Below are 19,749 nucleotides of genomic sequence, written 5' to 3'. Positions count from 1 at the left end.
TTATTGCGGCGCGCGTCCGCCGCTGACTCTCTCTATATCACCGAGGTCGCGCCAGCTCTGCACCTCGGTGTAGCCGTGTTCTTGCAGCAGCGTGCGCACCGCGGCCGCCTGGTCGTAGCCGTGTTCCAGCAGCAGCCAGGCGCCCGGTTCCAGGCGCGCCTGCGCGCCCTCGGCGATGATGCGCAGCGCCGACAGGCCGTCGCCGAAATCGGTCAGGGCGCCACTCGGTTCGAAGCGCAAATCGCCCTGGGACAGGTGTTCGTCGCCGGCCGCGATATAGGGCGGATTCGAGGCGATCAGATCGAAGGTCTCGCCCGCCGCCAGGGCCGCGAACCAGTCGCTTTGCAGGAAGCGTACGCGGGCGCCGTTGGCATCCGCATTCGCCTGCGCCACCGCCAGCGCGGCCGGGCTGACGTCGAGCGCGCTGACCGCGGCATCGGGCCGGGTGTGGGCCAGCGCCACCGCGATGGCGCCGCTGCCGGTGCCCATGTCGAGCACGCGGCTGCGCTGTCCCGGTTGCGGCAGGCGTTCGAGCGCCAGTTCGACGATCAGTTCGGTGTCGGGGCGCGGGATCAGGACGGCTTCGCTGACCTGGAAATCGAGGCCGAAGAATTCGCGCTTGCCGACGATGTAGGCGATCGGCTCGCCCTCGAGCCGGCGCCGCACCAGCGCGTTCAGGCGCGCCGCTTCATCCTGGTCCAGCGCGCGCCCGGCCTGGGTGATCAACTGGACCCGCGTCAATCCGGTCGCGTGGCACAGCAGGATGCGGTTTTCGAGCGGGTCGAGCGGCAGCGCTGCCTGCGCCGCGCCGACCGTGGTGCCGGAAAGGACGGGAGATTGCACGGCCATCAGCGTGCGCGGCGCGCCAGCACCCAGACCAGGGACAGGCCCAGGATCACGAACCACAGCGCCGACCACTGCGGCACCGACAGGCCGAGCACGTCGTCCAGTGCCGCCTCGCACAGGCCGTCGGCGCGGAACACCCAGGGCAGCAGGGTCGCGGTCGGGATCTTGTTCAGCACCGTCTCCATCGGATCGATACCGCAGGAAAAGCCCGGATGCGCGAGCACGTACAGGTGCTTGCCGGCCACGCCGAGTCCGCCCAGCGCCGACAGCAGGGCCACGCCGGTCCACACTTTGACCTTGCCGGCAAAGGCCGCGATCAGGCTGAAGACGGCCACGCCCAGGAACAGGTAGCGCTGGATGATGCACAGGGGGCAGGGCAGCATGTCTTTCGCGTGCTGCAGATACAGGGCCGCGCCGACCAGGGCGAGGCTGACGGCAGCGATGAGAAGCAGGATCTTGCGGGAGGCGGGCATCTGGGCGTTCCTGTTATAAATGGCAATGTCAATCGTGCGATTTTCGCACATCGCGTCTCATCGAACCGGGTTTATCAATCGCCCAGCGCGGCCAGCAGTTCGGCCTGGTGCTCGGCCGACAGCGCGGTCGTCAGTTCGTTCAGGTCGCCGTCCATGATCATGTCGAGTTTATACAGCGTCAGGTTGATGCGGTGGTCGGTCAGGCGGCCCTGGGGGAAGTTGTAGGTGCGGATGCGCTCGCTGCGGTCGCCGGAGCCGATCAGGCTTTTACGGGTGGCGGCTTCTTCCCTTTGCTGTTCGCGCAGCTGCACGTCCTTGATGCGCGCGGCCAGGACTTTCATGGCCTGCGCCTTGTTCTTGTGCTGGCTGCGGTCGTCCTGGCACTCGACCACGATCCCGGTAGGCAGGTGGGTGATGCGCACCGCCGAGTCGGTCTTGTTGATATGCTGGCCGCCGGCGCCGGACGCGCGATAGGTGTCGATGCGCAGGTCGGCCGGGTTGATGTTGACGTCCTCGACTTCGTCCGCCTCCGGCATCACTGCCACCGTGCAGGCCGAGGTGTGGATGCGGCCCTGGGTCTCGGTGGCCGGCACGCGCTGCACGCGGTGGCCGCCGGATTCGAATTTCAGTTTCGAGTACACGCCGTTGCCGATGATGCGCGCGATGACTTCGCGGTAGCCGCCCAAGTCCGAGCTCGACTCCGACACGATTTCCACCTGCCAGCGGTTACGCTCCGCGTAGCGCGTGTACATGCGCAGCAGGTCGCCGGCAAACAGCGCCGATTCGTCGCCGCCGGTGCCGGCGCGGATCTCGAGGAAGATGTTGCGCTCGTCGTTCTCGTCCTTCGGCAGCAGCATGGTCTGCAGCTCGAGGTCGAGCTGGGACAGGCGGCCCTTGGCGGCTTCGATCTCGTCCTGGGCGAATTCCTTCATCTCCGGGTCGAGCAGCATCTCCTGCGCCGCGGCGATGTCGCCCTGGGCGGTCTGGTACTGGTGATACACGGCCACCAGCGGGCCCAGTTCGGCGTGCTCGCGGTTCATCTTCCTGAAATTGTCCATGTTGGCGGTGGCGCCTTCGGACATCAGGAGCTCGTCCAGTTCGACGAGGCGGTTGGCCAGTTGGTCCAGCTTGGCCAGCATGGATGGTTTCATAGTGTAGTAGACGAGATAGGACGGACGGGCCGCGCAGGGCGGCAGGGCGCGCGGCACGATCGCTGCCGCGCACATGGGCAAACGACAGAGGAAGACGCTAACGGCGGCCGCGGAACAGCTGGGGCAGCAGGCTGGCCAGGCGCGCGCGCTCGTCGCCCTGGGCGCGGTGCAGCGCCTGCTGCGGGCCGTGCAGGAACTTGGCGGTGAGACCCTTCGACAGCGCTTCCAGCACCGCGTCGATGTCTTCGCCCTTGGCCAGCAGCTTTTTCGCGCGCTCCAGTTCGGCCAGGCGCAGGACTTCGCTGGACTCGTGCAGGTCGCGGATGACCGGCACCACGGCGCGGTCGCCGACCCAGTGCATGAACGATTGCACGCGTGTTTCGATGATGGCTTCGGCCTGGGCCACGGCGGCTTGGCGGCTTTCGACGCCGCTGCGCACGACGTCGGCCAGGTCGTCGACGGTGTACAGGAACACGTCGTTCAGCTTGCCGACTTCGGGTTCGATGTCGCGCGGGACCGCCAGGTCGACCATGAACATCGGCCGGTGGCGGCGCGCCTTGATGGCGCGTTCGACCAGGCCCTTGCCGATCAGCGGCAGGGTCGAGGCCGTCGACGAGATCACGATGTCGAACTGCGGCAGCAATTCCGGCAAATCGGCCAGGCGGATCGCGCGGCCGGAAAAACGGTTGGCCAGGGTTTCGCCGCGCTCCAGCGTGCGGTTGGCGATCGTGATCGATTTCGGGTTCTGGGCCGCAAAATGGGTCGCGCACAACTCGATCATTTCGCCGGCACCGATGAACAGCACGTTCTGTTCGCTGACGCTGTCGAAGATGCGCTCCGACAGGCGCACCGCCGCCGCCGCCATCGACACGCTGTGGGCCCCGATCTCGGTGGTGCTGCGCACTTCCTTCGCCACCGCGAAGCTGCGCTGGAACAGCTGGTGCAGGTAGGTGCCGAGGCCGCCGGCCTGGTCGGCCACGCGCACGGCATCCTTCATCTGGCCCAGGATCTGGGCTTCGCCGAGGACCATCGAATCGAGGCCGGATGCGACACGGAAGGCGTGGCGCACGGCGTCGTGCTGCGGCAGCATGTACAGGTGCGGACGCAGTTCGGAAAAATTCAGCTGGTGGTAATCGGCGAGGAAGCGCGCAGAAGCGTCGAGCGGATCGGGCGCGCCGCTGGCGGCATACATCTCGGTGCGGTTGCAGGTCGAGAGCAGGGCCGCTTCGTCTTCGCCGTGGGTATTGAAACGCGAAAACCAGCCGCGCGCCGCTTGCACCGCCTCGCCCAGCTGCTCAGGCGCCAGCGCCAGTTGCTCGCGTAGCGAGACCGGGGCGGTGGTGTGATTGAGGCCAACGGCAAGGAGTTGCATGGGTGATCAAAAAACGGGCAGTCCGCTCATTATACCCTGATGTGCGCAGGGTTTCAGGGCAGCCTCAAGCCAGGGGCGAGGGCGCCCTCAAGCGCCCAATTTTTCCAGACGGTAACCATAGCTGTACACCGGCACCAGGCGGAAACCGTTCTCCGGGCGCAGGCGCAGTTTATTGCGCACGCGCGAGACGTGGGTGTCCATGGTGCGCGACGGTACCGCGGTTTCGCGCACCCAGATCGATTCGTGGATGTAGGCGCGCGACAGCGGACGGCCGAGATTGCGGAAAAACAGCAATGCCAGGTTGAATTCCTTATGGGTCACATCCACCTGTTCACCATCCATCATCAGGCGGCCGGGACGGGTTTCAAAGATATAAGGACCAAATTGCAATTGTTCAGCGCCATTCTGAGACGGGTAGGCACGGCGCAGCAGGGCTTGTACGCGCGCCACCAGTTCGCCGCGGCGCAGCGGCTTGACTAGGTAGTCGTCGGCACCGGCGGTGACGCCGGCCACGATGTCGTCCTCGGCGGCGCTGCCGGCCAGGAACATGGTGGGCGTATTCGCCGCCATTTTTTCCTTGGCACGGCGCAGCACTTCCTGTGCCGGTACATCGTTGATCTGCCAGTCGAGGATCAGCAGGTCGGTGCTGTCCTTGCGAAGGTTACCAAGAAGCTCTTTGCCACTGTCAAACGATTGGCAGCTGTGGCCGGCGCCATTCAGGACTTGGCAGATCAAATCTGCTTGGGTGGTGTCGTTATCCAGTACTGCAATTCGCATAATAAGGCGGTCTCGGCTTGGGAGGTGGGACTGCGTGAAGCCCAGGTGTAGGAACGATCCTACAACTTATTTCCGAATATAACAGACTTTTAAAATAAAGCCACACAGCTGCAATCAAAATTCACATTTCCGTTGGTGAATTGCGTCACACTTGTGTCCGTTTAGCATAAAACTCGTGGTTACAATCATATCGACCATCAGGATAGGAGTTTACATGTTTCTGAAAAAGAAAAAAGATGCTGAACAGGTTTTACTGCCGGTGGCCAGCGCGGACATCGAACGGGTACGCGCGCACTGCCGTGCCCTGGTGCGCAAGCGCGCCATGATTTCGGCCGGCGTGGGCGCGGTGCCGCTGCCCGGCATCGACATGGTGGCCGACCTCGGCAGCTTCGCTTCGATGGTCGAAGACATCAACCGCGCCTTCGGCCTGACGCCGGAACAGATCGAACGCCTGCAGCCGCGCATGCGCGTGGCCGCCTACGAGGCGGTGGGGGCGCTGGGCGGGATGCTGGTGGGTAAGCTGGTGACGCGCGAACTGGTGCTTAAACTGCTGCAGAAGTCGGGTGCCAGGCTGGCCGCGAAATCGGCCGCCAAGGTGGTGCCGCTGGCCGGCCAGATCGCTTCGGCCGCGATCGGCTTTGCGCTGTTCCGCCAGATGGGAAACCAGCACGTGGAAGCCTGCGTCCGGGTCGCGCGCGAGGTGGCGGACAAGGTGCCGCACGGGCCGGTCTGAAACGGAAAAACCGCCGGCAGCTCAGGCTGGCGGCGGTCGGTGCGTCAGGATGCGGTGCAGGGCCGGATCAGGCGTCCGGCAAGACAACGTTAACGTCGAGCACTTCCAGGTTGCCCTGGCGGTCGAGCGAGATCTTGATGTCTTCGGCGCTGACCTTGGTGTACTTCGAAATCACTTCGATCAGTTCGCGGTGCAGGGCCGGCAGGAAATCCGGCCCGGCGCGGTCGGTGCGCTCGCGGGCGATGATGATCTGCAGCCGTTCCTTGGCCGCTGTCGCACTTTTCTGTTTCTGAGGAAACAGGAATGAAAGCAAAGCCATATCACTTTACTCCAAACAGGCGCTTCATCAGGCCTGGTTTTTCGTAATTGGTGAAGCGCAACGGAATCTCTTCGCCAAGGAAGCGGCCGACCACGTCCTGGTAGGCTTGCGCGACATCGGTATCCTTGAAGTGGATTGCCGGATTGCCCTGGTTCGACGCGTGCAGCACGGCTTCCGATTCCGGAATGATGCCGATCAGCGGGATGCGCAGGATTTCCTGCACGTCCTGGTAGGACAGCATTTCGTCGGCTTCGACGCGGCGCGGCGAATAGCGCGTGATCAGCAAATGTTCCTTGACCGGCTCGCCGCCGCTCTGGGCGCGGCGCGACTTGGCCTGCAGGATGCCGAGGATACGGTCGGAGTCGCGCACCGACGAGACTTCCGGATTGGTCACGATGATCGCCTCGTCCGCGAAGGTCAGCGCCATCAGCGCGCCGTGCTCGATGCCGGCCGGCGAATCGCAGATGATGTATTCGAAGCCCATCTGCACCAGTTCGTTCAGTACGCGCTCGACGCCGTCTTCGCTCAGGGCGTCCTTGTCGCGCGTCTGCGAGGCCGGCAGGATGAACAGGTTCTCGCAGTGCTTGTCCTTGATCAGCGCCTGGGTCAGCGTGGCTTCCTTGTTGATCACGTTGATCAGGTCGTACACCACGCGGCGTTCGCAGCCCATGATCAGGTCGAGGTTACGCAGGCCGACGTCGAAGTCGAGGACGGCGGTCTTGTGACCGCGCAGCGCCAGGCCGGTCGAGAAGCTCGCGCTGGAAGTAGTCTTGCCCACACCGCCCTTGCCGGACGTTACAACGATAATTCTTGCCATGACAAATAGATGTCCTTAATTATTTTGGATCTGGTCAATGCTGGATGCGTAAGCACTCAATGCCGATTGGCCGAACCCAGCGATGATATATCGATTCGGTCGCCGACCAAACGGATTTGTACCGGCGTGCGCGCCATGTCGGCCGGCACGCCTTCGTCGAAGGTCCGGTACACGCCCGCGATCGACACCAGTTCCGGTTCCAGCTGCAATGCGAAGATACGCGCATCGGCATTGCCCGAGGCGCCCGCCAGGGCGCGCCCGTGCAGCGGCGCATACACGTGGATACTGCCGTCGGCGATGATTTCGGCGCCGTTGTTGACCACTGCGGTGATGATCAGGTCGGTACCGCGCGCATAGATGCGCTGCCCGGCACGCACCGGGGTGTCGATGATCAGGGCCTGGGCCGGGGCCGACGGCGCGGCCGGGGCAGGCGCGGGAACCGGTACCACCGGCGCCGGTGCCGGCACAGGTTCGGCCGCGTTCGCCGCCGCCGACGCATGGTCGCGCGCGCCGCCCGTACGCGGGCCGCTCGAGCCATCGTCGAGGAACAGGTCATGGGCACGGATGATGTCGTGCAGCCCGGCCGGCGCGCCGCGCACGGCGACCGCATTCAGGCGGTATTTCTTGAGCAGGCGAACCAGGGATTCCCAATCGATCTGTCCGGCCTCTTCGGCGATCGCGGCAATGTCGATGACGGCAAACTCATCTTCGAAAAAGTCGGCCACCCCGCCGGTCATCTGCTTCAGTGCGGCATCGATCGCAATCGGATCGGCCGAATGCAGAATGGTCGAAATGGCGACGACCGTGGAGATCTTGATTTCGATGGGAAGGGATGTCGGGCTCTTGGACATAGATAGTTCTGGTTGGCACAAGCCCGTGCATTCTACTTTGAAATTTCCATGAACGGGAAAGGCTTTTGACCCTTTGGTAATAGGGGGCAATGAGTATTTCCATACAAAAAAATGAACAGGAAAAAGTTCGTCTTTTCATAGGGGAATTGACTTAAATGCAGAGTCTGTTTGATAAATAAGCTGATAAGATTGATTTTGCTCAAACAATGTATAAGCTGAATATCTAACATTGTTGGCTTTCCAACCCGCGTCCCAATAGAGGCGCGCTAGGACTTCGGCCAGCTGGCTGCATTCATTACAACCCCGGTCCAGGCCGGGCACTCGGAGATCATCATGGAAGACGTCGTTATCGTGGCCGCCGGCCGCACTGCAATCGGCAAGTTCGGCGGTACGCTCGCTAAAATTCCCGCAACCGAGCTGGGCGCACAGGTCATCAAGCAGCTGCTGGCCAAGACCGGCATCGACCCGGCATCGGTAAGCGAAGTCATCATGGGCCAGGTGCTGACCGCGGGCGCCGGCCAGAACCCGGCGCGCCAGGCCGTGATCAAGGCCGGCCTGCCGGACAGCGTGCCGGCCTCGACCCTGAACGTGGTGTGCGGCAGCGGCCTGCGCGCCGTCCACCTGGCGGCGCAAGCCATCAAATGCGGCGACGCCGAGATCGTGATCGCCGGCGGCCAGGAAAACATGAGCGCCTCGCCGCACGTGCTGAACGGCTCGCGCGACGGCTTCCGCATGGGCGATGCCAAACTGACCGACACCATGATCGTCGACGGCCTGTGGGACGTCTACAACCAGTACCACATGGGCGTCACCGCCGAGAACGTCGCCCGCAAGTACGAAGTCGCGCGCGCCGAGCAGGACGAATTCGCGCTGCAGTCGCAGAACAAGGCCGAAGCCGCCATGAAGGAAGGCCGCTTCAAGGACGAGATCCTGCCGATCGAGATCGCGTCCAAGAAGGGCACCACGGTGTTCGACACCGACGAGTATCCGAAGCACGGCGCCACGCTGGAAGGCCTGGCCAGCCTGCGTCCGGCCTTCAACAAGGAAGGCACCGTCACCGCCGGCAACGCCTCCGGCCTGAACGACGGCGCCGCCGCCGTGATCCTGATGTCGGCTTCCAAGGCCCAGCAGCTCGGCCTGACCCCGCTGGCCCGCATCAAGGCCTATTCGCTGTCCGGCCTGGACCCGTCGATCATGGGCATGGGCCCGGTACCGGCCGCACGCGCCTGCCTGGAAAAGGCCGGCTGGACCCATGAAGACGTGGATCTGATGGAAATCAACGAAGCATTCGCCGCCCAGGCCGTCGCCGTCAACAAGCAGATGGGCTGGGATACGTCGAAGATCAACGTCAACGGCGGCGCGATCGCGCTCGGCCACCCGATCGGCGCCTCCGGCGCGCGCGTGCTGGTGACCCTGCTGCACGAAATGGTGCGGCGCGACGCCAAGAAGGGCCTGGCCAGCCTGTGCATCGGCGGCGGCATGGGCGTGGCGCTGGCGGTCGAGCGCTGAAACGGGCAAGTGCGTTACCGCAGTATTGGATAGGACAGGGCGATTACCAGAACAGGCAGTTCCTAAAACAGTTTTTGAAAAACTAGGAGAAGACGATGACGAATCGAGTGGCATTGGTAACGGGCGGGATGGGCGGCCTGGGTGAAGCGATCTGCATCAAGCTGGCGGCGCTCGGCTATACGGTCGTGACGACGTATTCTCCGGGCAGCAAGAAGGCGGAAGGCTGGCTGGCCACGATGCGCGAGCAGGGCCAGGACTTCAAGGCCTACGAGTGCGACGTGGCCGACTACGATTCGGCCCAGGCTTGCGTGGCCAAGGTGACCCAGGAAGTGGGGCCGGTCGACGTGCTGGTGAATAACGCCGGCATCACGCGCGACATGACCTTCAAGAAAATGGACAAGGTCAATTGGGATGCGGTCATGAAGACCAACCTGGATTCCGTGTTCAACATGACCAAGCCGGTCGCCGACGGCATGGTCGAACGCGGCTGGGGCCGCATCATCAACATCTCGTCGGTCAACGGCCAGAAGGGTGCTTTCGGCCAGACCAACTATTCGGCAGCCAAGGCCGGCATCCACGGCTTCACCAAGGCCCTGGCGCTGGAAGTGGCGCGCAAGGGCGTGACTGTGAACACGATCTCGCCGGGCTATATCGGCACCAAGATGGTGACCGACATCCCGAGCGAAGTCCTGGAAAGCAAGATCCTGCCGCAGATCCCGATGGGCCGCCTGGGCAAGCCGGAAGAAGTCGCCGGCCTGGTCGCGTACCTGTCGTCGGACGAAGCCGCATTCGTGACCGGGGCCAACATCGCCATCAACGGCGGCCAGCACATGCAGTAATCGTTGTAGCGTAGGGTAATGCCACTCGACACCGCCTGCGGGCGGTGTTTTCTTGTCTGGCGCCGCCATGCGGCCCAGCGCCGGACCGTATCCGCCGGACGGCGAACAGGCGGGGGCTGCCGGGCCGTGATCAGTCGTGCTTGAGCAGTTCGTATTCCGGTGCCAGCGGATCGTTGACGGCATGCACCGGCAGCACCGCCGGACGGCTGGCCGGCCGCGGCGTCAGCCAGCGCAGCCACAAGGCGCGTAAAACGCGCTGGAATTGTTCGCACATGGGCGTCGCCACCGCGACGATGACCAGGGTGGCGCCGATGACCAGCACGCGCCTGCCCCAGCTGCCTGCATCCGCGGGGCCGATGTAGCTGAACAACTGGATCAAGGGCCGGTGGAACAGGTAGAGCACGAAAGTCGTGGCGGCGATCTTCTTGATGGCATGGGCCATGCGCGGCGGCAATGGCGCATTCTGCTTGAACAGGCCATGGGCTGCGACCAGGTTCGCGAAGAAGAGGATGGCGTCGAAATAACGGCCACCGAGATCCTGGTCCATCCACTGGAAGCTGGCTGCGTGGCGCAACGTCGGCGACATCAGCAGCAGCAAGCCGCTTGCTACGAAAATGGCGAGCGCAGCCGGTACCGGCAAGCTCCGGTTCCTGCAGGTGCGATGGGCGAGGACGCCGCTCATCCACACTGGGAACAACGCCAGCATCAGCGGCCCGCCGAGCAGGAACAGGGCCGCCAGCACCAGGTATTTCTTGTATCCACTACAAAACGTCAACACGCCAAAGGCGAGGTAATAAAATGCTTCGTAACCAAGCGACCAGAACGGCAGATTGATGCCCGGTGTGTAGTTGATGTGCCATACCTCCTGCACCATGAACAGGGATGCCAGATAGCGCAGGGCGAGATGGTCGCCGTTGAACCAGGGCCGGTCGATGTACAGCGCGGGCGCCATCCTGACACCGACGTAATCGATCACGAAGGTCAGGACCAGGGCCGGGATGATGACCGACCACAGCCTTGCAACGCGGTTGGCGCCATATGTCCACCAGTTGCCTTCCTTGTTTTCGGCCACCCAGGCGATCACGAAACCGGACAAGACGAAGAAAATGACCACGCAAGTATCGCCATAGGCGCCCAGCTGCCACAGGAATCCTTGGGTCCAGTTGGTGCCGGCGGCGTGACCCAGGAACACCGTCAAGGCAGCCAGAAACCGTACTATGTCCAGGTAAGCGGAGAATTTGGGCTGCATGATGAGGTCAAGTAAGAAATAGGTATAAAGCAAGTGCGATCGATAATTATCGCAAACTTTTGCAACAAAGCATTAAATTTTGATAATAGCTGTAATTATTTTCGGCCTCGACACGTCTATATTGACGCTGCTGAGCAACAGGAGTCTCGCGCCTCACTTGGCGCAGCTTGTCGTATGCTGCGTATACACGATCCGTACCCATATATTGAAAGGCGGCGATGGCGATCGATACCCGACAACTGCAGGCGGTGGTGATGCTGCCGGGACCGCAGCGCTACGAATATTTCGTCAAGCGCGTGGCCGAGACCGGCGTGGTCTGGAGCCTGTACCGCCAGGGCTGGGCGCTGGCCAAGAAGGAAGACGGCACGCTGGTGTTCCCGCTGTGGCCGGACAGCGAATTCGCGCAGGTCTGCGCCGACTACGAATGGACGGGCTATGCGCCGCAATCCTTCGCGCTGGACGAACTGATGACGGAACTGCTGCCGCAGCTGGAGCAGGACGGCATCGTCACCGGCGTGTTCTATACGCCCGGCGCACGCGACGTGATGCCGACGGCCGGGCTGCTGCGCGCCGACCTCGACGATGAAATCCGGCGCCGCGGTGCCGAAGGGGAGACGCCATGATCCTGCCTCACGGTTCCTTGTCTCTGTCGAGCCTGGAAGAACAATGGCTGCAGCCGGGCATCAAGGGCTTGCCGATCAGCGCACCCTTGCGCCAGGGCGCGATCGGCGTGCAGGGCTGGAACGTGCTGCATGGCGACACCGGCTTCCCGGTCGGCGTGCTGAAGCTGAGGGCGCTGGAACACAACCTGGCGTGGATGCGCGATTTTTGCGCGCGCCATGGGGTGCTGCTGGCGCCGCACGGCAAGACCACCATGTGCCCGCAGCTGTTCGGCGCCCAGCTGGCGCACGGCGCCTGGGGCATCACGCTGGCGACCGTGCCGCAGGTGCAGGTGGCACACCGCTTCGGCGTACGCCGCGTGCTGCTCGCCAACCAGCCGGTCGCGCGCAGCGACATCCGCGCGCTGCTGCAGCTGCTGCACGACGATCCCGATTTCGAATGCAGCGTGCTGGTCGATGCCCTGGCCGGCGTGGCGCGCCTGGCCGAGGAGGTGGCGCAGCGCGCGCTGGCACGGCCGCTGCCGGTATTGGTCGAGCTGGGCCTGCAGGGCAAGCGCAGCGGCTGCCGCACGCCGGAACAGGCGTTGACGGTGGCGCGTGCCGTCGCCGGCGCGCCCGGGCTGACGCTGGCCGGCTTCGAGGGCTACGAAGGGCTGCTGGTGTCGGACGACCGCGCGGCCGATTTGCGCGCGGTCGGCGCCTTCGTCGACCAGCTGTGCGGGCTGGTGCTGGAAGCCGACGACGAGGGGCTGTTCACCGGCAGCACGATCCTGGTGTCGGCCGGCGGCTCGACCTATTTCGATCTGGTGGCGCGCGGCCTGGGCACACTGCACGGCTTGTCGCGGCCCTTGCAGCCGGTGCTGCGCAGCGGCTGCTACGTCACCAGTGACCATGGTTTGTACCATGACGCCCTGGCCGAGCTCGATGCGCGCGCCGGCTACGACGCCGGGCAGGGCCTGCGCCCGGCGCTGGAAATCTGGAGCGTGGTGCAATCGCGTCCCGAGGCCGATCTCGCCATCCTGGACATGGGCAAGCGCGACGCCTCGCAGGATGCCGGCCTGCCGCTGCCTTTGCTGACGCATCGCCCGGGGCCCGGCACGCCGCATGCGCTGCCGCCGGGCTGCGCCATCGTCAAGATGAACGACCAGCACGCCTACCTGCGCCTGCCCGAAGGGCCGCTGCGCGACGGGCTGGCGGTGGGCGACCTGGTCGGCTGCGGCATCTCGCATCCCTGCACCACCTTCGACCGCTGGCCGCTGCTGCTGGCAGTCGACGACGATTACCTGGTGCGCGGGGCCTGCAATACCTTCTTCTGAAGCCGTCCAGCATTAAGTTACAATCAATTGTCGCTTCAACCAGAACGTATCCCATGCCCGCCACCCCGCAGTCGCTGTTCCCGCCCATCCTGCCCAACCGCCACGGCATGCTCGCCGTCGACGACCTGCACACGATCTACTGGGAAGAGGTGGGTAACCCGAACGGCATCCCGGTGATCTTCCTGCACGGCGGGCCGGGCGCGGGTTTATCTCCCCAGCATCGCCGCTTCTTCGATCCGAGCGCCTACCGCGTGATCCTGTTCGACCAGCGCGGCGCCGGCAAATCGACTCCGCTGGGCGAATGGCGCAACAACACGACCCAGTTGCTGATCGAGGACATCGAGCGCCTGCGCGCCATGTTCGGCATCGAGCGCTGGCTGGTGTTCGGCGGTTCCTGGGGTTCGACGCTGGCGCTGGCCTACGGGCAGGCGCACCCGCAACGCTGCCTCGGCTTCGTGCTGCGCGGGATCTTCCTGTGCACCCCGGCCGAGATCGACTTCTTCCTGTACGGCGTGCAGTGGTTCTATCCGGAGCTGTACGACGAGTTCATCGCCCCGATCCCGCTCGAGGAACGCGGCGACCTGCTCAAGGCCTATGCGACCCGCCTGCTGTGCGACGATCCGCAGCAGTTCTGGCCGGCGGCGCGCGCCTGGAGCCGCTTCGAGGGCCGCCGCGTGTTCCTGCTGCCGCAGGAAGAGGAAAGCTCGTCGGACACGCTCGACCTCGGCGTCGGCCGCCTGGAAGCGCACTACATGGCGAACGGCGCCTTCCTCGAAGACGACCAGCTGATCCGCAACATGGGGCGGATCGCGCACCTGCCGGGCGTGATCGTGCAGGGGCGCTACGACGTGATCTGCCCGCCGCTGGCGGCCTACCGCCTGCAGCAGGCCTGGCCGGGATCGCGCATGCGCATGATCCCGGACGCCGGCCACGGCGCGCTCGAAACCGGCATCGCGCGTGCGCTGGTCGGCGCCACCGAACAGTTCAAACGCCACGGCCGCTTCGACTGAGGAAAGCCATGAACATCCAGACCAACGACATCGGCCACGTGATCCAGCTGTCGATCGCGCCCGTGTTCCTGCTGACCGGCGTCGCCACCAAGCTCACCGTGCTGATGAACCGCCTGGGGCGCATCATCGACCGCACGCGCGTGCTCAAGGAGCAGTTGCGCAAGGGGCCGAATCCCGAATGCCACGAAGAGCTGGATGTGCTGTACGTGCGCTGGCAGCTGATCAACTACGCGCTCACCGCCAGCACCCTGTGCGGCTTCCTGATCTGCGTGGTCATTGCCTGCCTGTTCCTCGGCGACACCGCCAACCTGCCGCTCGACCGCTATATCGCCGGCATGTTCGTGATCGCCATGATTGCCCTGATTGCCAGCTTCACCTTCCTGTTGCGCGAAGTCTTCGTCTCGTTCCGCTACATGCGCATGCACCTGCACGACACGCCGGCGCCCGAGCCGCAGCAGATGACGACGACGCATTGACCCCCTTTTGAAAGCATCGAATCACCATGCAAGACTACCAACGACCCCCGACCCTGTACCGCTACGGCCTGCGCAGCGAACTGGAACAGGCGCTCAGCGCCGGCCAGTTCCGCCTGGTGCCCGCCAACGGCTTCCTGGTGGTCTCCTTCGCGCAGGAGTGGAACAAGGAATTGTTCACCGTGCTCGGCCCGGCCGACAGCTGCCTGGTCATCCATGACGCGGAGGCCTTCGGCGAACGCCTGCACCGCGCCGTGCAGCGCACGCTGCCCAACTGGGCCGGCATCGACGGCCCGGTCGAATACGGCGTGCGCTCGCGCCTCGGCCTGGCGTTCTCGAAAACCGCCGCCGAAGCACGCGAAAAGGAGTGGAAATTCGCCTGGCGCTCGATGTCGCCGCAGGCCAGCCTGAACCCGGTCACGGTGCGCATCGGCAGCCTCGAGCAGTTTGCCGAGCTGCGTTCGCCGGAGAGCTATCCGGTGTAAGGAGCGCGTCCGGCGCGGGCAAAAAAATGGCCGGGTGAACTTCCACCCGGCCACTACCACCAACCAAAGTGATTCAATCCTGTCCGGCGCCGCTGCTGCCCTTCTTGCTCGGCCGGCTGGCGTAATCCGAGGCCGGCTGCCTCGTCTGGTCAAGCTGGCGCGAACCGCCGGCCCCGGTCTGCAGCGAACCAGCCGGTCCGGTCGGCGATTCCTGCGAGCCCGCTTTCTGCTGCTGTTCCATGCCGCCATACCCTGACTGGCGCGAGGCGTTCAGGCGGTCTTCCTCGCCGCGCGCCTGCATCCGCTGCGCGCTCTGGCGGGCGCTCCAGCCGGCCTGCTGGGCACCGCCGCCGCCGCGCTGGGTGCCGACGTTCGCATCGCCACCGCCGCTACCGCCCTGCAGCGAACCGCGTGCCCGCAGCGCCGCACCCTGCTGTTCGATATTCGCCGACTGCACGCTGGCGCCGCCCGGCGCGACCCAGCCCGGCGCACGCGGTTGCTGGCTGCCCTCGGCCACCGTCATGGTCACGGCCTTTTCCTTGGCGATGCCGCGTGCACGGACGCTGTCCGGTCCTTTTTGCTTGGTCATGTTGATCCTCCTCAAGTGCTGCGCTGCTGAAGCGCTGACAGGAAGATCATGCGCGCCGGGAAGCCCGTGTTCCAGAGGAACAGGGAGCGCACCTTTGTAGGAGTAGAACTACCATCATTCTCGGTGGAATTGAGAATGATGGTTACTGCCGAGTTGTCTCAGGTAGAATTTATTTTTTGCGCACGACCACGCAGCCGATCGAGTAACCGGCACCGAACGAGCAGATCACGCCCTGGGCGCCGCTCGGCAGGTCGTCCTGGTACGAGTGGAAGGCGATGATCGAACCGGCCGACGAGGTATTCGCATAGGCATCCAGGATCACCGGCGCCTCGTTGGCGTCGGCATCGCGGCCGAGCAGGGTGCGGATGATCAGCTGGTTCATGCTCAGGTTGGCCTGGTGCAGCCAGAAGCGCGAGATGTCGCCGATCTGCAGGCCGGCGCCCTGCACGGTCTCGCGGATCATCTCGGCCGCCATCGGGCAGACTTCCTTGAACACCTTGCGGCCCTGCTGGCGGAACAGTTTATCGGCCAGGCCGACGCCGGCTTCGTCGAAGCGGTTCATGAAGCCGAAGTTGTTGCGGATGTTGTTCGAGAACTTGGTCTTCAGCTTGGAATCCAAGATTTCGAACTGGTGCGCGCTGGTGGCCGTATCGGCCGCCTCGATGACCATCGCCGTGCAGGCGTCGCCGAAGATGAAATGGCTGTCGCGGTCGCGGAAATTCAGGTGGGCGCTGGTGATTTCCGGATTCAGCACCAGCACCGCACGCGCCTGGCCGGTCTGCACGGCGCCGGCCGCGGTCTGGATCGCGAAGGTGGCCGACGAGCAGGCCACGTTCATGTCGAAACCGAAGCCCTCGATGCCGAGCGCATCCTGCACCTCGACCGCCATCGCCGGGTAGGCGCGCTGCATGTTGCTGGCCGCGACCAGCACCATGTCGATGTCGGCAGCGGTGCGGCCGGCGCGCTCGAGCGCCTGGCGCGCGGCGGCGACGCAGATCTCGGCCTGCAGCGACAGTTCGTCGTCGGCGCGTTCCTTGATGCGCGGGGTCATGTGGGCCGGATCGAGGATGCCGGCTTTTTCCATCACGTAGCGCGACTTGATGCCCGAGGCTTTTTCGATGAAGGCGCTGCTGGACGGTTCCAGCGCGTTCACGTCGCCGGCCGCGATCCGGTCCGCGTTTTCGGCATTGAACAGTTCGACGTAGGCATTGAAGGCGGTCACCAGCTCATCGTTCGAGATGGCATGCGGAGGGGTGAACAGGCCGGTGCCGCTGATGACGACAGATTTCATGTTTGGCTTTCCAAGGTGATAACGGGAGGCAACTCCCGGAGAATCTGGCGATTCTACACAATCGTCGTGGCCGTGGGAATCGCCGCCGCCGGACTATGCTTATTAGGCAGGAAGCCTGTGGGGACAGGCTTTGCGCGGGATCAGTGTGCCTGCTGGGCCAGCGGCGCCGCTGCCGTGGTTGCCCGCTTCGACAGCTGTACCGGCAAGCCCTGCAGCTGGCGCAGCGCTTGCGCCAATTGAAAATCGTCGGCGCTGCCGAAGTCGAGCGGCTTGCGGCGGCGCGCCTCGGCCAGGATGCGGATCTGTTCCTGGATGTCGTCGTGGCGCGTGGCTTCTTCATGGTCACGATCGTTCGACAGGTGGCGCTGCAGGTCGGCTTCGCGCATGCGCAGCGCGTTCAGGCCGTCGCCCTCGGCGGTTTCGTCGACCGCGACGTCGGGCAGGATGCCGCGCGCCTGGATCGAGCGCCCGCCCGGGGTGTAGTAGCGCGCCGTGGTGAGTTTCACGGCGGCGTCGCCGGACAGCGGGCGGATGGTCTGCACCGAACCCTTGCCGAAGGTCGGGCTGCCGACGATGGTGGCGCGCTTGTAGTCCTGCAGCGCGCCGGCCACGATTTCCGAGGCCGAGGCCGAGCCGGTGTTCACCAGCACCACCATCGGCACCGTCTTGAACAGGGCCGGCACCTTGGCCAGCGGGTCGATGCCGCGTCCCGTCATGTAGTACTCGGGGCGGCCATAGAAACGGGCGCGCGATTCCTCGAGCTGGCCGTTGGTCGAGACCACTTCGGCGCCGGCCGGCAAAAAGGCGGCGGACACGCCGATCGCGCCCTGCAGCAGGCCGCCCGGGTCGTTGCGCAGGTCGAGCACCAGGCCTTTCAATGCCGGTTCTTCGCGCGCCAGCGCCGCCAGCTTATTCGCCAGGTCGTCCACGGTTGGTTCCTGGAATTGCGCGATGCGGATCCAGGCATAGCCGGGCGCCACGATCTTCCCCTTGACGCTCTTCTGCACGATTTCTTCGCGCACGATGTTGAACTGCAAGGGGGCAGGGGCGTCCTGGCGGACGATGGTCAGCACCACGCTGCTGTGCGGCGCCCCGCGCATGCGCTTGATGGCGGTGTCCATATCCATCTGCTTGACCGCGGCGCCGTCGATGTGGGAAATCAGGTCGCCGGCCTGGATGCCGGCGCGCGCCGCCGGCGAATCCTCGATCGGGGAGGTGATCTTGATGTAGCCCTCGTCGCTCTGGCCGATTTCGATGCCGAGGCCGACAAATTTTCCCTCGGTGCCCTCGCGCAGCTCGCGCCAGGCGGCGCGGTCGAGGTAGGCCGAATGGGGGTCGAGCGCGTCGACCATGCCCGCCACGGCCTGGGTGATGAGTTTTCGCTGGTCGACCGGTTCCACGTAATCGGCCTCGATCAGGCGGTAGACGCTGGCCACCTGGCGCAGGGCGTCGACCGGCATGCCATCCTCGACCGGCTTGTTCGCCAGCGAGGAAAACTGCATCGTCACCCCGACCCCGAGGATCACCCCGAGGGCGACGAGGCCGTAGTGCTTGAGGGAAGAGCCCATTACTGAATACCGGTCCGGAAATGTGGATGCCGGCTCAGTATACTCGCTCAGGCTGCGACGCGCCGGCCGCTCGACAAGGGGCGCGCGGCCCCGATGATGCGCGAAAACAGCTGGATCTGGCCTTCGGTGGTCGCATCCCAGCTGAAATTCTCGGCATAGCGGCGGGTGGCGGCGTGGTCCGGATAGTTCTCGCGCAGGGTACGCACGGCACGGGCGATGCCTTCCGAGGTGCGCTCCGGCATCAGCACGCCGGCCTCGGGCGCGGCCACGACTTCCGGCGTGCCCCACACGTTGCTGGCCACCACCGGGGTGCCGCAGGCCATCGATTCCAGCAGCACATTGGCCCAGCCCTCGCGGCTGGACGCCAGCACCATGGCGTCGGCGGCGTTGTAATACTCCTTCAGCTGCGGCTGGGCCACCGATCCGAGGAAGGTGACGCGGTCCGCCACGCCCAGGCGCTGGGCTTGCATTTCCAGGTTCTTGCGTTCCGGGCCGGTGCCGGCGATCAGCAGTTTCGCGTCCGGCATCAGGGGCAGGGCGCCGATCGTCAGGTCGTGCGCCTTGCGGGTATCGAGCAGGCCGACCGAGACCAGGGTAAAACCGTCGATGCCGAGCTTGGTGCGCGCGGCTTGCCGGTCCATCGGCTGGAAGCGCTGCAGGTCGACGCCGTTGCGCAGCGGGACGATGCGTTCGCCCGGCATGCCGAGCTGGACCATTTCATCGCGCAGCGCATTGCACACCGTGATCATGCCGGCGGCGTTCTCCGCCGCCCACATCAGCTGCTTGCGCGGCAGCGCGTATTGCGGAATCAGGTTGATGTCGGTGCCGCGTGCGGTGATCACGACCGGCTTGTTGAAATATTTGCCGAGCATGACCGCGGCCACGCCATCCGGATAGAAATAGTGGGCATCGATGGCGTCGAAGTCGTAGCCCTCGTCGATGATGCGGCCGATTTCCTGCTTCGCCGACTGGGCCAGCAGCCAGGGCGCCACCGTCATCCCGACCTTCGGAATCACGGCATAACGCGGATGGCGCACGTCGATGTCGTAGCGCGTTTCGCGCCGCGGCACCCCGGCAAAGGCGGCATAGCTGCCGAAACGCGGGTTCGACGACGGGAACCAGGGTACCGGCGCCACCACTTTGGAAGCGACTTTGCCACTGCCCAGCAGGTAGCGCAGGCGGGTTTCGACGAAGATGCCGTGGCTGGGCTTGACCGTGTTGGGAAACAGCGTGCTGAATGTGAGAAGCTTCATGGGGCGGCGTAATAAGTGGCGGCCGGGGCGGGCCGGGCAGGGGGCTATTATGTTACATAACGCAACACCTGTCTTTTCTAACGGAACGTAACGTCGCTTAATAGCAAAAATGTAACGTGCGTAACGTGCTCAGTAGAAATTTATGATAAATTCGACCGGTTCCTAGCCTAGAGGAAAGTCTGCTTGTCTTTCCGCTAGCCTTCACTTT

21 protein-coding genes are annotated in these 19,749 nt (G+C 64.6%); 8 read left to right on the top strand and 13 right to left on the bottom strand.

The features are described from left to right. The 5 genes from prmC to FBX97_RS21285 all read right to left on the bottom strand — a co-directional run bounded on the left by prmC (position 1) and on the right by FBX97_RS21285 (position 4,619). Positions 1-849, bottom strand: a complete 849-nt coding sequence (gene prmC, locus FBX97_RS21305; protein ID WP_141836346.1) for a peptide chain release factor N(5)-glutamine methyltransferase — start codon at positions 847-849, stop codon at positions 1-3. Further along, entirely contained in the window at positions 849-1,319 is a 471-nt protein-coding gene (locus tag FBX97_RS21300) for a disulfide bond formation protein B (protein ID WP_141836345.1), read from the bottom strand. The genes prmC and FBX97_RS21300 overlap by 1 nt, the downstream gene beginning before the upstream one ends. A gap of 74 nt (positions 1,320-1,393) precedes the next feature. Beyond that, on the bottom strand, positions 1,394-2,470 hold the full coding sequence (gene prfA / locus FBX97_RS21295) for a peptide chain release factor 1 (protein WP_141836343.1): 1,077 nt from the start codon (positions 2,468-2,470) through the stop codon (positions 1,394-1,396). 97 nt (positions 2,471-2,567) lie between these two features. Further along, the gene (hemA, locus tag FBX97_RS21290) at positions 2,568-3,842 is read right to left on the bottom strand and encodes a glutamyl-tRNA reductase (RefSeq protein WP_141836341.1); all 1,275 of its coding nucleotides are present in this window, start codon (positions 3,840-3,842) and stop codon (positions 2,568-2,570) included. An 87-nt stretch (positions 3,843-3,929) separates the two neighbouring features. After that, the gene (locus FBX97_RS21285; protein WP_141836339.1) at positions 3,930-4,619 is read right to left on the bottom strand and encodes a response regulator transcription factor; all 690 of its coding nucleotides are present in this window, start codon (positions 4,617-4,619) and stop codon (positions 3,930-3,932) included. 214 nt (positions 4,620-4,833) lie between these two features. Here FBX97_RS21285 and FBX97_RS21280 point away from each other — a divergent pair, with 214 nt between their 5' ends. After that, positions 4,834-5,352, top strand: coding sequence for a DUF697 domain-containing protein (locus FBX97_RS21280; protein ID WP_141836337.1), 519 nt, complete (start codon positions 4,834-4,836; stop codon positions 5,350-5,352). Positions 5,353-5,419: 67 nt separating this feature from the next. Here FBX97_RS21280 and minE read toward each other — a convergent pair whose 3' ends face one another. From minE to minC, 3 genes are read right to left on the bottom strand one after another with little or no spacing between them, the layout of a single operon-like run. After that, a complete protein-coding gene (gene minE / locus FBX97_RS21275; RefSeq protein ID WP_141836335.1) occupies positions 5,420-5,671 on the bottom strand; it encodes a cell division topological specificity factor MinE in 252 nt (83 codons plus the stop codon). A 1-nt stretch (position 5,672) separates the two neighbouring features. Then, positions 5,673-6,488: a septum site-determining protein MinD gene (gene minD, locus FBX97_RS21270; protein ID WP_141836333.1), complete on the bottom strand. Its 816-nt coding sequence runs from the start codon at positions 6,486-6,488 to the stop codon at positions 5,673-5,675. A gap of 56 nt (positions 6,489-6,544) precedes the next feature. Further along, positions 6,545-7,339 carry a septum site-determining protein MinC gene (gene minC / locus FBX97_RS21265; RefSeq protein WP_141836331.1) on the bottom strand — a complete coding sequence of 265 codons (795 nt, stop codon included), beginning with the start codon at positions 7,337-7,339 and terminating at the stop codon, positions 6,545-6,547. Positions 7,340-7,672: 333 nt separating this feature from the next. Between minC and FBX97_RS21260 the strand changes: the two genes are divergently transcribed. Beyond that, positions 7,673-8,848 carry an acetyl-CoA C-acetyltransferase gene (locus FBX97_RS21260; protein ID WP_141836329.1) on the top strand — a complete coding sequence of 392 codons (1,176 nt, stop codon included), beginning with the start codon at positions 7,673-7,675 and terminating at the stop codon, positions 8,846-8,848. 95 nt (positions 8,849-8,943) lie between these two features. Then, on the top strand, positions 8,944-9,687 hold the full coding sequence (gene phbB, locus FBX97_RS21255) for an acetoacetyl-CoA reductase (protein ID WP_141836327.1): 744 nt from the start codon (positions 8,944-8,946) through the stop codon (positions 9,685-9,687). Between the two features lie 130 nt (positions 9,688-9,817). On the opposite strand, the gene FBX97_RS21250 is transcribed toward phbB, so the two are convergent. Beyond that, positions 9,818-10,936 (bottom strand): acyltransferase, encoded by a 1,119-nt coding sequence (locus FBX97_RS21250; RefSeq protein WP_141836325.1) that lies wholly within the window; start codon positions 10,934-10,936, stop codon positions 9,818-9,820. 218 nt (positions 10,937-11,154) lie between these two features. Here FBX97_RS21250 and FBX97_RS21245 point away from each other — a divergent pair, with 218 nt between their 5' ends. The 5 genes from FBX97_RS21245 to FBX97_RS21225 are packed head-to-tail and all read left to right on the top strand — an operon-like array spanning position 11,155 to position 14,840. Continuing rightward, the gene (locus tag FBX97_RS21245; RefSeq protein ID WP_141836323.1) at positions 11,155-11,559 is read left to right on the top strand and encodes a DUF2750 domain-containing protein; all 405 of its coding nucleotides are present in this window, start codon (positions 11,155-11,157) and stop codon (positions 11,557-11,559) included. Continuing rightward, positions 11,556-12,872 (top strand): amino acid deaminase, encoded by a 1,317-nt coding sequence (locus tag FBX97_RS21240; RefSeq protein ID WP_141836321.1) that lies wholly within the window; start codon positions 11,556-11,558, stop codon positions 12,870-12,872. Before FBX97_RS21245 ends, FBX97_RS21240 begins: the two co-directional genes overlap by 4 nt. A 53-nt stretch (positions 12,873-12,925) precedes the next feature. After that, positions 12,926-13,882 (top strand): prolyl aminopeptidase, encoded by a 957-nt coding sequence (pip, locus tag FBX97_RS21235; RefSeq protein WP_141836319.1) that lies wholly within the window; start codon positions 12,926-12,928, stop codon positions 13,880-13,882. An 8-nt stretch (positions 13,883-13,890) separates the two neighbouring features. Continuing rightward, on the top strand, positions 13,891-14,358 hold the full coding sequence (locus FBX97_RS21230; RefSeq protein WP_141836317.1) for a DUF2721 domain-containing protein: 468 nt from the start codon (positions 13,891-13,893) through the stop codon (positions 14,356-14,358). Positions 14,359-14,384: 26 nt separating this feature from the next. Beyond that, entirely contained in the window at positions 14,385-14,840 is a 456-nt protein-coding gene (locus tag FBX97_RS21225) for a hypothetical protein (RefSeq protein ID WP_141836315.1), read from the top strand. 73 nt (positions 14,841-14,913) lie between these two features. Here the strand turns inward: FBX97_RS21225 and FBX97_RS21220 are convergent, their stop codons facing one another. The 4 genes from FBX97_RS21220 to FBX97_RS21205 form a co-directional block, all read right to left on the bottom strand. Then, positions 14,914-15,429 carry a hypothetical protein gene (locus FBX97_RS21220; protein WP_141836313.1) on the bottom strand — a complete coding sequence of 172 codons (516 nt, stop codon included), beginning with the start codon at positions 15,427-15,429 and terminating at the stop codon, positions 14,914-14,916. 169 nt (positions 15,430-15,598) lie between these two features. Continuing rightward, positions 15,599-16,720, bottom strand: a complete 1,122-nt coding sequence (locus FBX97_RS21215) for a beta-ketoacyl-ACP synthase III (RefSeq protein WP_141836311.1) — start codon at positions 16,718-16,720, stop codon at positions 15,599-15,601. A gap of 140 nt (positions 16,721-16,860) precedes the next feature. Further along, positions 16,861-18,288, bottom strand: coding sequence for a S41 family peptidase (locus FBX97_RS21210; protein ID WP_141836309.1), 1,428 nt, complete (start codon positions 18,286-18,288; stop codon positions 16,861-16,863). A gap of 47 nt (positions 18,289-18,335) precedes the next feature. Further along, positions 18,336-19,541, bottom strand: a complete 1,206-nt coding sequence (locus FBX97_RS21205; protein ID WP_141836307.1) for a glycosyltransferase family 4 protein — start codon at positions 19,539-19,541, stop codon at positions 18,336-18,338. Positions 19,542-19,749 lie beyond the last annotated feature (208 nt).

Origin of the sequence: Herbaspirillum sp. SJZ107 (assembly GCF_006715485.1) — a bacterium.
Taxonomy (GTDB): Bacteria; Pseudomonadota; Gammaproteobacteria; order Burkholderiales; family Burkholderiaceae_D; genus Telluria.
This window is presented reverse-complemented; position numbering and strand designations above follow the sequence as displayed.

Coding starts and splice junctions, on each gene's coding strand:
- prmC (WP_141836346.1), bottom strand. CDS start 849: ATGGCCGTGCAATCTCCCGTCCTTTCCGGCACCACGGTCGGCGCGGCG.
- FBX97_RS21300 (WP_141836345.1), bottom strand. CDS start 1,319: ATGCCCGCCTCCCGCAAGATCCTGCTTCTCATCGCTGCCGTCAGCCTC.
- prfA (WP_141836343.1), bottom strand. CDS start 2,470: ATGAAACCATCCATGCTGGCCAAGCTGGACCAACTGGCCAACCGCCTC.
- hemA (WP_141836341.1), bottom strand. CDS start 3,842: ATGCAACTCCTTGCCGTTGGCCTCAATCACACCACCGCCCCGGTCTCG.
- FBX97_RS21285 (WP_141836339.1), bottom strand. CDS start 4,619: ATGCGAATTGCAGTACTGGATAACGACACCACCCAAGCAGATTTGATC.
- FBX97_RS21280 (WP_141836337.1), top strand. CDS start 4,834: ATGTTTCTGAAAAAGAAAAAAGATGCTGAACAGGTTTTACTGCCGGTG.
- minE (WP_141836335.1), bottom strand. CDS start 5,671: ATGGCTTTGCTTTCATTCCTGTTTCCTCAGAAACAGAAAAGTGCGACA.
- minD (WP_141836333.1), bottom strand. CDS start 6,488: ATGGCAAGAATTATCGTTGTAACGTCCGGCAAGGGCGGTGTGGGCAAG.
- minC (WP_141836331.1), bottom strand. CDS start 7,339: ATGTCCAAGAGCCCGACATCCCTTCCCATCGAAATCAAGATCTCCACG.
- FBX97_RS21260 (WP_141836329.1), top strand. CDS start 7,673: ATGGAAGACGTCGTTATCGTGGCCGCCGGCCGCACTGCAATCGGCAAG.
- phbB (WP_141836327.1), top strand. CDS start 8,944: ATGACGAATCGAGTGGCATTGGTAACGGGCGGGATGGGCGGCCTGGGT.
- FBX97_RS21250 (WP_141836325.1), bottom strand. CDS start 10,936: ATGCAGCCCAAATTCTCCGCTTACCTGGACATAGTACGGTTTCTGGCT.
- FBX97_RS21245 (WP_141836323.1), top strand. CDS start 11,155: ATGGCGATCGATACCCGACAACTGCAGGCGGTGGTGATGCTGCCGGGA.
- FBX97_RS21240 (WP_141836321.1), top strand. CDS start 11,556: ATGATCCTGCCTCACGGTTCCTTGTCTCTGTCGAGCCTGGAAGAACAA.
- pip (WP_141836319.1), top strand. CDS start 12,926: ATGCCCGCCACCCCGCAGTCGCTGTTCCCGCCCATCCTGCCCAACCGC.
- FBX97_RS21230 (WP_141836317.1), top strand. CDS start 13,891: ATGAACATCCAGACCAACGACATCGGCCACGTGATCCAGCTGTCGATC.
- FBX97_RS21225 (WP_141836315.1), top strand. CDS start 14,385: ATGCAAGACTACCAACGACCCCCGACCCTGTACCGCTACGGCCTGCGC.
- FBX97_RS21220 (WP_141836313.1), bottom strand. CDS start 15,429: ATGACCAAGCAAAAAGGACCGGACAGCGTCCGTGCACGCGGCATCGCC.
- FBX97_RS21215 (WP_141836311.1), bottom strand. CDS start 16,720: ATGAAATCTGTCGTCATCAGCGGCACCGGCCTGTTCACCCCTCCGCAT.
- FBX97_RS21210 (WP_141836309.1), bottom strand. CDS start 18,288: ATGGGCTCTTCCCTCAAGCACTACGGCCTCGTCGCCCTCGGGGTGATC.
- FBX97_RS21205 (WP_141836307.1), bottom strand. CDS start 19,541: ATGAAGCTTCTCACATTCAGCACGCTGTTTCCCAACACGGTCAAGCCC.